The sequence below is a fragment of the Microbacterium sp. 71-36 genome (assembly GCF_001898305.1).
Classification (GTDB): domain Bacteria; phylum Actinomycetota; class Actinomycetes; order Actinomycetales; family Microbacteriaceae; genus Microbacterium.
The window spans coordinates 299,849-313,324 of record NZ_MKTP01000001.1 but is presented as its reverse complement, the minus strand read 5'-3'; the positions used below and the strand labels follow the sequence as shown (position 1 = coordinate 313,324).

Genomic DNA, 13,476 nt, shown 5'->3' with positions numbered 1-13,476 from the left:
ACCGCACCGAAACGGATCGACCCCGCATGAGCGGGCAGGAAGGCGACTGTGGCTGACCACTACGAGGTCCTCGGCGTCGAACGCGACGCGAGCCCCGAAGACATCAAGAAGGCGTACCGGCGCCTGGCCCGTCAACTGCACCCCGACGTCAACCCGGGCGCCGACGCGTCCGAGCGGTTCAAGCTCGTCACCCACGCCTACGACGTGCTGAGCGACCCCGAGCAGCGCCGCCGCTACGACATGGGCGGCGACCAGAACGCCTTCGGCGGCGGCGGAGCGGCCGGCTTCGGCGGCTTCAGCGACATCTTCGAGACGTTCTTCGGCGGAGCCCAGGGCGGCGGCGGCCGTGGTCCGCGCCCCCGGTCGCGCCGGGAGCGCGGCCAGGACGCCCTCGTCCGCGTCACTCTGCAGCTGGGCGACGTGGTCTTCGGCGTCCACCGCGACCTCGAGGTCGACACCGCCGTGCTCTGCGAGACCTGTCAGGGCGCGTGCACGCAACCGGGGACCAGCGAGGTGACCTGCGACATCTGCCACGGCTCGGGCCACGTGCAGCGCACGGTCCGCAGCCTCCTCGGCAACGTCGTGACCAGCCAGCCCTGCAGCGTCTGCCAGGGACACGGCACGACCATCCCGTACCCCTGCGGGACGTGCCAGGGCCAGGGCCGTGTGCGGGCGCGCCGCACGGTGTCGGTGGACATCCCCGCCGGTGTCGAGACGGGCCTGCGCCTGCAGCTCCCCGGCTCGGGCGAGGTCGGCCCCGCGGGCGGGCCCAACGGCGACCTGTACCTGGAGATCACGGTCGAGGCGCACGACGCGTTCAGCCGCGAGGGCGACGACCTGCTCGCCACCCTCGAGGTGTCGATGCCGGATGCCATCCTCGGCACCACCACGACGATCGAGTCGCTCGACGGCAGCGTCGACCTCGAGGTGCGGGCGGGCGTGCAGTCCGGCGATGTGCTCACGATCAAGGGCCGCGGCATCACGCCGCTGCGCGGCAGCCAGCGCGGCGACCTGAAAGTCGGCGTGCACGTCGTGACCCCGACCCGTCTGGACCACAAGGAGCGCGCCCTCATCGAGGAGTTCGCCAAGCGGACGAAGGCGCCGGCGCCTCGCCTGGCCGAGCACCAGCAGGGCCTGTTCTCGAAGTTCCGCGACCGCTTCCGGCACTGATCGTGGCGCTGCATTTCGTCACCGACGACGCGTCGGGCGCCGGTGTCGGCGACGTGGTCGTGCTGACCGGACCCGAGGCGCACCACGCCGCCGCGGTGCGCCGCGTCCGCGTCGACGAGCCGGTGACGCTGGGCGACGGCCGCGGGGTGTGGCTCGACGGTGTGGTCACGGCCGCGGCGCCGAAGCAGGTGGACGTTCGGGTCACCGGTCGCGCCGAGATCCCCGCACCGTCCCCCCGCATCGTGCTCGTCCAGGCGCTCGCGAAGGGCGACCGCGATGAGCTCGCGGTGCAGGCGGCGACCGAGCTGGGGGTCGACGTGATCGTGCCCTGGCAGGCCGCGCGGAGCGTGTCGCGATGGGATGCCAAGGCGGAGAAGGGTCTCGCCCGCTGGCGCACGATCGTCCGTGAGGCCGCGAAGCAGGCGCACCGCGCGTGGGTCCCCGAGGTCGAGGGTGTCGCGCGCCTGGCGGATCTGGTCGCGCGGGCGCGCACGGCGAACGTCTTCGTGCTGGAGCCGTCCGCGGTCGAGCGGCTGACCGCCGTGGCATCCGATCCGCTCGACGATCGCGACGTCGTGCTCGTGGTGGGACCCGAAGGAGGGATCGCGCCCGAGGAGCTCGACGCCCTGCGCACGGCCGGCGCGCGCCTGGTGCGCCTCGGCGACACGGTCCTGCGCACGTCGACCGCGGGCGCGGCGGCGATCTCCGTGCTCTCGGCGTCGACCGGCCGCTGGTAGCGGACGACCGCGCCCGGCCCTCTGTCGGACCCCGTCGATAGACTGGATGCCATGACCGAGCCGTCGATCTTCACGCGCATCCTCCAGGGCGAGATCCCCGCCGAGATCGTCGCCGAGACCGAGAACGTCTTCGCGATCCGCGACATCGCGCCGCAGGCGCCGGTTCACCTGCTCGTGATCCCCAAGACCGAGCAGTACCGCAACGTCGTCGAGCTGGCCGCCGGCGACCCCGACCTGCTGACCGAGATCGTGGGATTGGCGAACTCCGTCGCCGCAGAACACGCCGACGGCGACTTCCGGCTCGTCTTCAATACCGGCGCCGCTGCCGGCCAGACGGTCTTCCATGTACACGCCCACGTTCTCGCGGGCGGACTGAACGAAAAGAGCACGGGTGGCTGATTCCCCCGAAGAACCCGTCGTCGAGCGTCTGTACGCCGACGGCGTCGCCATGGTCCAACTCCTCGGCCCGCAGGACCGCCTGCTGCGCGTCGTCGAGAAGGAGCACCCCGAGGTCGACGTGCACGTGCGCGGCAACGAGATCACCCTTTCCGGGGGAGCCGCGGCGGTGACGGCCGCCAAGGGCCTGGTCGAAGAACTGCTCACCATGACCCGCCGCGGCCAGGGGCTCGACCCGTCCGACGTCTCGAGCTCGAGCCGTATGCTGCGCTCCGACGGCGGCCCGCGCCCGTCCGAGGTCCTCGGCGAGGCGATCCTGTCGTCCCGCGGCAAGGTCATCCGTCCCAAGACCCTGGGCCAGAAGGCCTACGTCGACGCGATCGAAGAGAACACCATCGTGTTCGGCATCGGACCCGCCGGTACCGGCAAGACCTATCTCGCGATGGCGAAGGCCGTCCAGGCCCTGCAGCGCAAAGAAGTCAGCCGCATCATCCTGACGCGCCCGGCCGTCGAAGCGGGGGAGCGTCTCGGGTTCCTCCCCGGGAGCCTGACCGACAAGATCGATCCCTATCTGCGGCCGCTCTACGACGCGCTCAACGAGATGATGGACCCCGACATCGTGCCGAAGCTCATGGCCACGGGCACCATCGAGGTCGCGCCGCTGGCCTACATGCGCGGGCGCACCCTGAACGATTCGTTCGTCGTCCTCGACGAGGCGCAGAACACCACGCCCGAGCAGATGAAGATGTTCCTCACCCGCCTCGGGTTCGGCACGCGCATGGTCGTCACCGGCGACATCACGCAGATCGACCTGCCGCAGGGGGCGTCGGGTCTCCGACTGGTCACGCGCGTGCTCGGCGACATCGACGACATCCACTTCTCCTACCTCACCAGCGCCGACGTCGTGCGCCACACGCTCGTGGGCCGTATCGTCGATGCGTACAGCGAATACGACGAGAAGCGTCTCGTGGCCCGTCGCGAACGTGACGAGGCATCCGAATTCGCCAACCGTGCCGAACGCCGCGGCGCGGCCCGTCCCGCGGGTCCGCGCGATCACCTCCCGAGACGAAACCGCTCTTCATGACGATCGAGATCAACAACGAATCCGGCCACGACGTCGACGAGCAGGTGCTGCTGCGTCTGATGGAGTACAACCTCGCCGAGCTCCACGTGAGCCCCGACGCCGATGTCGCCATCGTGCTCGTCGACGAGGGCGCGATGGAGTCGCTCCACGTGCAGTGGATGGACGAGCCCGGTCCGACCGACGTGCTGAGCTTCCCGATGGACGAGCTGCGCCCCGGAACCGAGGACGCCCCGACGCCGGCCGGTCTGCTGGGCGACATCGTGCTCTGCCCGGCGGTGGCCGAGACGCAGGCCGTCGCGGCGAAGCACTCCACGCAGGACGAGCTCATCCTCCTCACCACCCACGGCCTCCTGCACCTCCTCGGCTTCGACCACGCCGAACCCGACGAGGAGCGCGAGATGTTCGGCTTGCAGCGAGAGCTCATCACCGGTTTCCAGGCCGTCGAGCGCCGCCGCCGCGCATGACCGCAACCCTCCTCCTCGTCGCCGCCCTCCTCCTCGTCGCCTTCGGCGGCTTCATGGCGGCGTCCGAGGCGGCGCTGGGGGTGACCTCTCGCGCCGATCTGACCGAGCTCGGCGCCGGCGGTCGCAACGCGCGCTCTCTCCAGCGCATCGCCGACGACCCGAGCGCCCACGTCACGGCGGTGGTGTTCATCCGCGTGCTCGCCGAGACCACCGCGGCCGTCCTCGTCGCGGCCGCCTTCATGCTCCTGTTCGACAACATCTGGCTCGCGTTGATCGCGGCGGCCGTGCTGATGACCGGGATCTCCTTCGTCGCGGTGGGCGCGAGCCCCCGGGCGGTGGGGCGTCAGCATGCGACCGGTCTGCTGCGCGGCGGGGCCCCGATCATCCGCGGCATGCGCATCCTGCTGGGACCGCTGGCGCACGGGCTGGTCGCGGTCGGCGACCGGATCACCCCGGGTGTCGCGCGCTCGACCTCGTTCGCGTCCGAGGAGCAGCTCCTCAGCATCATCGACGAGGCCGCCGAGAACGAGCTCATCGAAGAGGACGACCGCGAGCTGATCCACTCGGTGTTCGACTTCACCGACCGATATGTGCGCGAGGTCATGGTGCCGCGCACCGACATGGTCACGGTGGATGCCGCGGCCACGACCCGTGAGGCCCTCGCGCTGTTCCTCGACAAGGGCGTGTCGCGGGTGCCCCTCGCCGACGACGAGGCCGACGACATCGTGGGCATGCTGTACCTCAAAGATCTGGTGCAGTTCGGGTTCCGTGACGAGGCGGGCTGGCGCGATGCGCCGATCCGCCGCATCGCGCGCCCGGCCGTGTTCGTCCCCGAGACCATGAAGGCCGAGACCCTTCTGCAGCAGATGAAGAAGGATGCCGTGCACGTGTGCCTCGCCGTCGACGAGTACGGCGGTGTCTCCGGGCTCGTGACGCTGGAAGACCTCATCGAGGAACTCGTGGGCGAGATCTCCGACGAGTACGACGCCCCGTCGACGGAGGTCGTGCCGTTGGACGACGGCCGCTATCGGGTGAGCGCGCGTCTGGGGCTCGACGAGGTCGGCGACCTGTTCGGTCTCGAGCTCGACGACGAGGACGTGGATTCCATCGGCGGACTGCTGGGCAAGGCGCTCGGGCGGATTCCGCAGCCCGGTGCCACCGCCGAGCACTCCGGCCTGGTGATGACCGGCGGCGCGTCCCGGGGACGCAATCGCGGCATCGCGACGGTGATCGTCGAGCGCGCCGAGGACGACGACGATGATGACGACGAGACGGCGCCCGCGGGCTCCGCTCGCGAGAGGAACGACAGATGAGCGACTCCCGATCCGGCTTCGTGACCTTCGTGGGTCGCCCCAACGTGGGCAAGTCGACCCTCACGAACGCGCTGGTGGGCGAGAAGGTCGCGATCACGAGCGACAAGCCGCAGACCACGCGTCGCGCGATCCGCGGCATCGTCAACCGCCCCGGCGGCCAGCTCGTGGTCGTGGACACTCCCGGCATCCATCGCCCGCGCACCCTCCTCGGGCAGCGCCTCAACGACCTCGTCGAGCAGGTGCTGGGCGACGTCGACGTCATCGCCTTCTGCGCGCCCGCCACCGAGAAGGTGGGCCCCGGCGACCGTCGCATCGCGGAATCGCTGTCCGGCTATCCGCGGGCGAAGAAGGTCGCCCTGGTGACGAAGACGGATGCCGCGACCCGCGAGCAGATCACCGAGCGCCTCATCGAGGTCGATGCGCTCCGCGAGGACTGGGCAGCGGTCATCCCGCTGTCCGCCGTGACGCGGGACCAGCTCGACGTGCTGAGCGACGAGCTGCTGGCGCTGATGCCCGTGGGGCCCGCGCTGTACCCGGACGACGTGGTCACCGACGAGTCGCTCGAGGACAGGATCGCCGAGATCATCCGCGAGGCGGCCCTCGACGGCGTGCGCGACGAGCTCCCGCACTCCATCGCGGTCACCATCGAGGATGTGGCGCCGCGCGAGGGCAGCGATCTCACCGACGTCTTCGCGAACATCGTTGTCGAGCGAGACAGCCAGAAGGCGATCATCATCGGTCACAAGGGATCCCGTCTGGCCGGTGTGGGCGCCCGCGCGCGCAAGGGCATCGAGCCTCTCGTGGGCACCCGGGTATACCTGTCCCTGCACGTGCGCGTGGCCAAGGAGTGGCAGCGCGACCCCAAGCAGCTCGGCCGCCTCGGGTTCTGACCCGGACGCCCGCGACGAGAGGACGACAATCATGGCGAAGCAGTGGCGGGCGCACGAGGCCGGTCCGGTCGAGAACTGGACGTTCGACGACGTCGACGTCCCGGCACCCGGACCGGGCGAGGTCACGATCCGCGTCCGCGCGGCCGGGATCAACCCCGCGGATGCCAAGCACGTCGCGTCCGAGCGACCCGGTGCCGAGTTCCCCGTCGCCATCGGGTACGAGCTGTCCGGTGAGATCGCGGCGATCGGCCCCGATGCGATCGGGGGATCGGGCCCGCTGCGGATCGGCGACGAGGTCGTGGCCTTCCGCGTCCAGGGCGCGTACGCGACGGAACTCACCGTCCCCGCGCGCGACGTGTTCGCCAAGCCCGCGACGCTCTCGCACGCCGAGGCCGCGAACCTGCTCCTCGCCGGCACGACCGCGGCCGAGATGATCCAGGTCACCCGCGCGACCGCGGGCGAGACCGTGCTGCTGCACGCCGCCTCGGGGGCCGTGGGCGTGAGCCTTCTGCAGCAGGCGCGGGTGCTCGGCATCCGGGTCATCGGCACGGTCGGTCCCGACGCCGAGGAGTCCGCGGAGCGCGTGCGCCGGTTCGGTGGCATCCCCGTCGCATACGGCGAGGGACTCCAGGCGCGGGTGGTCGAGGCTGCCGCGGGCGAACCCATCGCCGCCGCGTGGGACGCCGTCGGCACCGACGAGGCCATCGACGTGTCGCTCGCGCTCGTGGCCGAACGCGACCGCATCGTCACGATCGTCGCGCCGCAGCGCGCCGAGTCCGACGGCATCCTGTGGGTCGCCGGCGCCCGACCCGAGAACGCCCGGTTCCGTGACATCGCGCGCGCGCACGTCCTCGAGCTCGCGGCGTCCGGGGATCTCGAGGTTCCCGTCGCCCGCACCTTCGCGCTGGCCGACGCTCGGGAGGCCGTGCGGTTCGTGATGCAGGGACATCCGGGCGGCAGGGTCGCGCTGCTGCCGTGACCGGGTCGCCGTTCGTGCTACCGCCGGCGCCCGCGCGTCTCGAGGTCGTCCGCGAGCGTGTGCGGCTGAGACCGATCGTCGACACCGACGTGGATGCCATGGTCGCCTATCGCGGCGACCCCGACGTCTGTCGATTCCTCCCGTTCGATCCCCAGAGCGGCGAGGACATCCGTCAGCGCATCGGCCACCTGTTCGGCGGAACGACCCTGGCGGGCGAGAACGGGGGAGTGGTCCTCGCGATCGAGCGGCGCGATGATGCGGCCGTGATCGGCGACCTCGTGCTGTTCCATCTCGACGCGGGCTCCGGGACGGCGGAGGTCGGCTGGGTCGTGAGCCCCGCGGCCGCCGGCCGGGGGCTCGCCACCGAGGCCGTGCGCGCGCTGGTGGACACGGCCTTCACGGTCTACGGGCTGCGGCGGCTCGTCGCGCGCATCGACGCCGAGAACACCCGCTCGATCGCCCTTGCGGAACGCCTCGGCATGCGGCGCGAGGCGCACCTCGTCGAGAACGAATGGTTCAAGGGCTGCTGGAGCGACGAACTGGATTACGCGCTGCTGTCGCGCGAGTGGACGGTACGCGCGTGAGGAGCGCCGCGCGCGAGTGCTACGATCGCAGAATGCGCTTCGGTGGCCTGCTTCTTCTTAGCTGCCGCGACGAGTCCTCGTTCTAAGGGCCTTCCTCGTCGCGGAGCTCGTCGTCGGCCCCTTCAGACAGACAAGAGAAGCGACCCCCTCATGAAGAACACGCAGAAGCCCACGTCCGCTCCGGTCCACAAGTACCGCCCGTTCCACGAGCAGATCCGCGTCGACCTGCCCGACCGCACGTGGCCGAGCAAGCGCATCGAGACCGCACCCCGCTGGTGCGCCGTCGACCTGCGCGACGGAAACCAGGCCCTCATCGACCCGATGAGCCCCGAACGCAAGCGGGTCATGTTCGACCTGCTCGTGAAGATGGGCTACAAGGAGATCGAGGTCGGGTTCCCGAGCGCCAGCCAGACCGACTTCGACTTCGTCCGTCAGCTGATCGAGGAAGACCTCATCCCCGACGACGTCACGATCCAGGTGCTGACCCAGGCCCGTGAGCACCTGATCGCCCGCACGTACGAGTCCATCGCCGGAGCGAAGCAGGCCATCGTCCACCTGTACAACTCCACGTCGGTGCTGCAGCGCGAGGTCGTGTTCCGCACCGACCAGCAGGGCGTCGTCGACATCGCCCTTGAGGGTGCCCGTCTGTGCAAGAAGTACGAGGCGACGATCCCCGAGACGCAGGTCTTCTACGAGTACTCGCCCGAGAGCTACACGGGCACCGAGCTGGAATTCGCGCTGCGGATCTGCAACGAGGTGCTGGAGGTCTTCCAGCCGACGCCCGAGCGCAAGGTCATCCTGAACCTGCCCGCCACGGTCGAGATGGCCACGCCGAACGTCTACGCCGACTCCATCGAGTGGATGTCGCGGAACCTGAACCACCGCGAGAACGTCATCCTGTCGCTGCACCCGCACAATGACCGCGGCACCGCGGTCGCCGCGGCCGAACTCGGGTACATGGCCGGGGCCGACCGGATCGAGGGATGCCTCTTCGGCAACGGTGAGCGCACCGGCAACGTCGACCTCGTCGCTCTGGGCGTCAACCTGCTGACGCAGGGCATCGACCCGCAGATCGACTTCAGCGACATCGACCAGGTCAAGCGCACCGTCGAGTACTGCAACCAGCTGCCCGTCCCCGAGCGCAGCCCGTGGGCCGGCGACCTGGTCTTCACCGCGTTCAGCGGTTCGCATCAGGATGCCATCAAGAAGGGCTTCGAGGCGATGGAGGCCCGCGCGGCCGCCGAAGGCAAGAGCATCGACGACATCGAATGGGCTGTTCCGTACCTGCCCATCGATCCGAAGGATCTGGGGCGGTCCTACGAGGCCGTGATCCGCGTGAACTCGCAGTCCGGCAAGGGAGGCGTCGCCTACCTGCTGAAGGCCGACCACGCGCTCGACCTGCCGCGGAAGCTGCAGATCGAGTTCTCCGGTGTCGTCCAGGCCCGCACCGATGCCGAGGGCGGCGAGGTCTCCAGCGGCCAGATCTGGGACATCTTCACCGACGAGTACCTGCCCACGACCGAGGACGACCAGCGTTGGGGCCGCTTCGAGCTGCTGTCGACGCGCTCGTCGAGCGACATGTCGGGCGACGTCTCCCTCGAGGTGACGCTGCGCGACGGCGAGTCGACGCACCCGGCTTCGGCGGTCGGCAACGGCCCGGTCGCGGCGTTCCTCGAGATCGTGCGTGCGCAGGGCTTCGACGTCACGCTGTACGACTACGTGGAGCACGCGCTCAGCTCCGGCGGCGATGCGCAGGCGGCGGCGTACATCGAGCTGCAGGTCGACGACCAGCGCCTGTGGGGCGTCGGCATCGACAACGACATCTCGACGGCGTCGCTCAAGGCGATCGTCTCGGGCGTGAACCGCGCGATCCGCACGCGTCAGCGCTCCGGCGCCCTCGCCGGCGTCTGAGACCACGGCCGTGGCCTACGCCCACGGACACCACGAGAGCGTGCTGCGTTCCCACGCGGCACGGACCGTCGCCGATTCGGCGGCCTACCTGGTGTCCTCGCTGTTCGCCGGTGCCCGCGTCCTGGACGTGGGCGCCGGCCCCGGCACCATCACCGTCGACCTCGCCGACCGGGTCTTCCCGGGGCAGGTCGTCGGGATGGATGCCGCCCCCGATGTCGTCGAGGTCGCCCGCGCCGCGATCGGCGAGCGGACCAACGTCGAGTTCCGCGTCGGCGACGCGTACGCCCTCGACGCCCCTGACGCCTCGTTCGACATCGTCCACGCGCATCAGACCCTGCAGCACCTCGCTCGCCCGGTCGATGCGCTCCGGGAGTTCCGGCGAGTCGCCGGCCCGGACGGCCTGGTCGCGGCGCGCGACGTGGACTACGGCGGGGTGATCTGGCATCCACGGGTGCCCGCTCTGGACGAGTGGCTCGAGATCTACCACGGCGTGCATCGCGGATCGTCGGGGGAGCCCGACGCGGGCCGCGCGCTCAAGGCGTGGGCGCGCGAGGCGGGTTTCACCCGTATCGAGGCGAGTGCGAGCGTCTGGGTGTTCGACACGCCCGAGAAGCGGGAATGGTGGGGCGGCATGTGGGCCGATCGCGTGCTCGCGTCCGCGTTCGCCGGCCACGCCCGCCGTCTCGGTCTCGCCGACGATGCGACGCTCGAGCGCATCTCCGCCGCGTGGCGCGAGTGGGCCGCCCACCCCGACGGCTGGATCCTCCTCCCGCACGGCGAGATCCTCGCGCGCGCCTGACTCCCGCGTGAGGGGTCGATATCCGTCGCCGGGAATCCCCGGAAGCGACGGATCTCGACCCCTTACGCGTCCGCGTCGTCGACGCGGATGATCGGGATGCCGGTGGTCTCTACCGCCACCTTGCGGCGGTAGAGCTTGCGCTGCTCGGGGAGCGACAGGTCGAAGAGCACGGCGAGCACGCGGATGACGGTCGTCACGACGACGCCGATGACGGCCGCGACGGGGAGCGGCACGCCGAACGCCGCCGCCGTGGCGAGCACGGCGCACCCTCCTCCGGCCGCAACGGCGTACAGGGACCCGACGTGCATGATCGCGACGGGAAGTCCCATCAGCACGTCGCGCAGCACGCTGCCGCCCGCCGCCGCCACGACGCCGACGAACACCGCCGGGACCGCGGGGAGTCCGAGGGCGAGCGCCTTCGACGTGCCGAACGCGCCGAACAGACCGATGACCACCGCGTCGAGCAGGACGATCGCGCGGTTGAGGCGTTGGAAGATCCCCGACAGCAGCATCCCGACGAGCGAGGCGACCGTGGCGGTGAGGAGGTACCAGTTGTTCTGCAGCGTCGCCGGGGTGAGTCCCAGGAGCAGGTCGCGGATGAGACCACCGCCCATGCCGAGCAGGATGCCGATGATCGCGACGCCCAGGAGATCGAGGCGGCGCTGGCCCTGGAACCCGGAGGCGAAGAGCGCGCCCTGCACACCTCCGAGGGCGACGGCGGTGAGGTCGGCCCACAGCGGGATGATGAAGACGGGCGGGTTCACGGCATCCATTGTCCCGTCCCGCACGCGCGGGGACGCGCGCGGCGCACCGCCGACTCCCGGCGTGCCGGGCGGATAATGGACTGTGCCCACCTACCGCGACGAAGTCGTGGTCCTGCGTACCCACAAGCTGGGGGAGGCGGACCGCATCGTCACCCTCCTCAGTCGTCGTCACGGCAAGATCCGTGCCGTGGCGAAGGGCGTGCGCCGCACCTCTTCCCGTTTCGGTTCGCGGCTGGAACCGTTCATGGTGGCGGACGTGCAGCTGTACCAGGGCCGCAACCTCGACATCGTGCAGCAGGCCGAGTCGCTCGGCGCCTACGGGGCCGACATCGCGCAGCACTACGACCGGTACACCACGGCCAGCGCGATGGTCGAGACAGCGGATCGGCTGAACGAGGCCGAGGCCACGCCCCAGCAGTACCTCCTGCTGGTCGGGGGGCTCCGCTCCCTCGCTCGGGGCGACCACGCGGCCCGGAGCGTGCTGGACTCCTACCTCCTGCGCGCCATGGCGCTGTCGGGCTGGGCCCCGGGACTCGGGGAGTGCGCGCGCTGCGGCACGGTCGGGGAGCACGACTACTTCCTCGCCCAGCTCGGGGGCGTCGTGTGCTCGGCGTGCGCCCCCGCGGGCTCGCCACGGGTCGCGCGCGACACCGTCGACCTGCTGCGTGCGCTCATCGCGGGGGAGTGGGACGTCGTGGACGCGGCCCCGGATCGCACCACCGCCGCCGCCTCCGGACTCGTCGCCACCTACGCCCAGTTCCACCTGGAGCGCGGCATCCGTTCCCTCTCGCACCTGGAATCGAGTCGATGACCCCGAAGCCGTTCACGCACCGCAACGCCGAGCCCTACCGGCCGCTCGATTGGACCGGGGAGTATCCGCCGACCTTCCCGAAGGGATCGGTTCCGGCGCACATCGCGATCGTCATGGACGGCAACGGCCGCTGGGCGAACCGCCGGGGCCTTCCGCGGATCGAAGGGCATCGGGCGGGCGAGGCGACCATCCTCGACATCGTCGCGGGAGCGATCCAGGCCGGGGTGAAGCACCTGTCGCTGTACGCGTTCTCCACCGAGAACTGGACGCGGTCGCCCGACGAGGTCCGCTTCCTCATGGGATTCAACCGCGAGGTGCTGCAGCGCCGCCGCGACCAGCTGAACGAATGGAACGTGCGCGTGCGCTGGGCGGGGCGACGGCCGCGCCTGTGGGGTTCGGTCATCAACGAGCTGCAGGCCGCGGAGCGCCTCACCGCGGGCAACGACGGACTGACCCTGACGATGTGCGTCAACTACGGCGGTCGTCTGGAGATCGTGGATGCCATGCGGCGCATCGGCGAGGATGTCGCCGCCGGCAAGGTGAAGCCCTCGGCCATCACCGAGAAGATGATCGCGAAGAACCTGTACCTGCCCGATATGCCCGACGTCGATCTGTTCGTCCGCTCGAGCGGGGAGCAGCGGACGTCGAACTTCCTCCTGTGGGAATCCGCCTACGCCGAGATGGTGTTCCTCGACACGCTCTGGCCGGACTTCCGTCGCGCCCACCTGTGGGACGCGATCAGCCGCTACGTCTCCCGGGATCGGCGCTTCGGCGGGGCCGTGGACGCCCCGAGCGCGACGTGAATGCCGTTTTCGGAATAAGCCCCTCACCCGAAAGGTTGCACACGACATGACGGATGCCATCAAGATCGACGTGTGGAGCGACATCGCCTGCCCCTGGTGCTACATCGGGAAGCGCAATCTCGAGAACGGCCTCGCGGCCACCGCCGGTGACGACGACGCACCGGTCGTCGAGATCGAGTACCACTCGTTCGAGCTCTCACCCGACACCCCCGTCGACTTCGTCGGCGGCGAGGTGGACTACCTGTCCCAGCACAAGGGCATCTCGCCGGCTCAGGCACGGGAGATGCTCGACCGCGTCACCGGCGTGGCCGCGGAGGCGGGCCTCGAGTACCGCTTCGACATCCTGCAGCACACGAACACGGTGAAGGCGCACGAGCTGCTCCACTTCGCCAAGGAGCAGGGGCGACAGCTCGAGCTCTCCGAGCGCCTCATGGCGGCGTACTTCCTCGAGGGCAAGCACGTCGGCCGCGACGACGACCTCGTGGAGCTGGCGGTGGAGATCGGCCTGGATGCCGAGCGGGCACGGGAGGCGCTGGCTTCGGGCCGCTTCCGCGACGCGGTGCGGGCCGACCAGGCGCAGGCCCAGGCGTACGGCATCAGCGGCGTCCCGTTCTTCGTCATCGACGGCAAGTACGGCGTCAGCGGGGCCCAGCCGGTCGAGGCCTTCACGCAGATCGCCCGCCAGGTGTGGGGCGAGCGTCGTGCGGCCGCGAACCAGCCGGAGACCGCGCAAGCGTGACCCCTCCTCCCCAGGCCATCCCGCGCCCTCCG

The 13,476-nt window shown here is 70.4% G+C and carries 15 protein-coding genes; 14 read left to right on the top strand and 1 reads right to left on the bottom strand.

What is annotated here, in order from left to right; genetic code table 11:
* The first annotated feature begins 48 nt into the window (after nucleotides 1-48).
* The 11 genes from dnaJ (at nucleotide 49) to BGO45_RS01445 (ending at nucleotide 10,327) form a co-directional block, all read left to right on the top strand.
* Nucleotides 49-1,170: a molecular chaperone DnaJ gene (gene dnaJ, locus BGO45_RS01495; protein WP_292690253.1), complete on the top strand. Its 1,122-nt coding sequence runs from the start codon at nucleotides 49-51 to the stop codon at nucleotides 1,168-1,170.
* A 2-nt stretch (nucleotides 1,171-1,172) separates the two neighbouring features.
* A complete protein-coding gene (locus tag BGO45_RS01490) occupies nucleotides 1,173-1,907 on the top strand; it encodes a 16S rRNA (uracil(1498)-N(3))-methyltransferase (protein ID WP_292690251.1) in 735 nt (244 codons plus the stop codon).
* A 51-nt stretch (nucleotides 1,908-1,958) separates the two neighbouring features.
* Nucleotides 1,959-2,306, top strand: coding sequence for an HIT domain-containing protein (locus BGO45_RS01485; protein ID WP_292690248.1), 348 nt, complete (start codon nucleotides 1,959-1,961; stop codon nucleotides 2,304-2,306).
* 49 nt (nucleotides 2,307-2,355) lie between these two features.
* Entirely contained in the window at nucleotides 2,356-3,387 is a 1,032-nt protein-coding gene (locus tag BGO45_RS01480) for a PhoH family protein (RefSeq protein WP_292692812.1), read from the top strand.
* The gene (ybeY, locus tag BGO45_RS01475; RefSeq protein ID WP_076490375.1) at nucleotides 3,384-3,851 is read left to right on the top strand and encodes an rRNA maturation RNase YbeY; all 468 of its coding nucleotides are present in this window, start codon (nucleotides 3,384-3,386) and stop codon (nucleotides 3,849-3,851) included. Before BGO45_RS01480 ends, ybeY begins: the two co-directional genes overlap by 4 nt.
* Nucleotides 3,848-5,164 (top strand): hemolysin family protein, encoded by a 1,317-nt coding sequence (locus tag BGO45_RS01470; protein WP_292690246.1) that lies wholly within the window; start codon nucleotides 3,848-3,850, stop codon nucleotides 5,162-5,164. The genes ybeY and BGO45_RS01470 overlap by 4 nt, the downstream gene beginning before the upstream one ends.
* Entirely contained in the window at nucleotides 5,161-6,054 is an 894-nt protein-coding gene (gene era, locus BGO45_RS01465) for a GTPase Era (protein WP_292690244.1), read from the top strand. The genes BGO45_RS01470 and era overlap by 4 nt, the downstream gene beginning before the upstream one ends.
* A gap of 31 nt (nucleotides 6,055-6,085) precedes the next feature.
* A complete protein-coding gene (locus BGO45_RS01460) occupies nucleotides 6,086-7,033 on the top strand; it encodes an NADP-dependent oxidoreductase (RefSeq protein ID WP_292690243.1) in 948 nt (315 codons plus the stop codon).
* Nucleotides 7,030-7,617: a GNAT family protein gene (locus BGO45_RS01455; RefSeq protein WP_292690241.1), complete on the top strand. Its 588-nt coding sequence runs from the start codon at nucleotides 7,030-7,032 to the stop codon at nucleotides 7,615-7,617. The genes BGO45_RS01460 and BGO45_RS01455 overlap by 4 nt, the downstream gene beginning before the upstream one ends.
* Nucleotides 7,618-7,767: 150 nt before the next feature.
* On the top strand, nucleotides 7,768-9,528 hold the full coding sequence (leuA, locus tag BGO45_RS01450; protein WP_292690239.1) for a 2-isopropylmalate synthase: 1,761 nt from the start codon (nucleotides 7,768-7,770) through the stop codon (nucleotides 9,526-9,528).
* Between the two features lie 10 nt (nucleotides 9,529-9,538).
* Entirely contained in the window at nucleotides 9,539-10,327 is a 789-nt protein-coding gene (locus BGO45_RS01445; protein ID WP_292690236.1) for a methyltransferase domain-containing protein, read from the top strand.
* A 62-nt stretch (nucleotides 10,328-10,389) separates the two neighbouring features.
* Here the strand turns inward: BGO45_RS01445 and BGO45_RS01440 are convergent, their stop codons facing one another.
* Nucleotides 10,390-11,091 (bottom strand): TRIC cation channel family protein, encoded by a 702-nt coding sequence (locus BGO45_RS01440; protein ID WP_292690235.1) that lies wholly within the window; start codon nucleotides 11,089-11,091, stop codon nucleotides 10,390-10,392.
* A gap of 82 nt (nucleotides 11,092-11,173) precedes the next feature.
* Here BGO45_RS01440 and recO point away from each other — a divergent pair, with 82 nt between their 5' ends.
* From recO to BGO45_RS01425, 3 genes are read left to right on the top strand one after another with little or no spacing between them, the layout of a single operon-like run.
* On the top strand, nucleotides 11,174-11,902 hold the full coding sequence (gene recO / locus BGO45_RS01435) for a DNA repair protein RecO (protein ID WP_292690234.1): 729 nt from the start codon (nucleotides 11,174-11,176) through the stop codon (nucleotides 11,900-11,902).
* Nucleotides 11,899-12,705 (top strand): isoprenyl transferase, encoded by an 807-nt coding sequence (locus tag BGO45_RS01430; protein ID WP_292690233.1) that lies wholly within the window; start codon nucleotides 11,899-11,901, stop codon nucleotides 12,703-12,705. Before recO ends, BGO45_RS01430 begins: the two co-directional genes overlap by 4 nt.
* Nucleotides 12,706-12,751: 46 nt before the next feature.
* Entirely contained in the window at nucleotides 12,752-13,444 is a 693-nt protein-coding gene (locus tag BGO45_RS01425; RefSeq protein WP_292690232.1) for a DsbA family oxidoreductase, read from the top strand.
* Nucleotides 13,445-13,476: the final 32 nt, after the last annotated feature.

Excerpts from the sequence above, each read along its gene's own strand:
- BGO45_RS01485 (WP_292690248.1), top strand. The coding sequence starts at position 1,959 with ATGACCGAGCCGTCGATCTTCACGCGCATCCTCCAGGGCGAGATCCCC.
- BGO45_RS01480 (WP_292692812.1), top strand. The coding sequence starts at position 2,356 with ATGGTCCAACTCCTCGGCCCGCAGGACCGCCTGCTGCGCGTCGTCGAG.
- ybeY (WP_076490375.1), top strand. The coding sequence starts at position 3,384 with ATGACGATCGAGATCAACAACGAATCCGGCCACGACGTCGACGAGCAG.
- BGO45_RS01470 (WP_292690246.1), top strand. The coding sequence starts at position 3,848 with ATGACCGCAACCCTCCTCCTCGTCGCCGCCCTCCTCCTCGTCGCCTTC.
- era (WP_292690244.1), top strand. The coding sequence starts at position 5,161 with ATGAGCGACTCCCGATCCGGCTTCGTGACCTTCGTGGGTCGCCCCAAC.
- BGO45_RS01460 (WP_292690243.1), top strand. The coding sequence starts at position 6,086 with ATGGCGAAGCAGTGGCGGGCGCACGAGGCCGGTCCGGTCGAGAACTGG.
- leuA (WP_292690239.1), top strand. The coding sequence starts at position 7,768 with ATGAAGAACACGCAGAAGCCCACGTCCGCTCCGGTCCACAAGTACCGC.
- BGO45_RS01430 (WP_292690233.1), top strand. The coding sequence starts at position 11,899 with ATGACCCCGAAGCCGTTCACGCACCGCAACGCCGAGCCCTACCGGCCG.
- BGO45_RS01425 (WP_292690232.1), top strand. The coding sequence starts at position 12,752 with ATGACGGATGCCATCAAGATCGACGTGTGGAGCGACATCGCCTGCCCC.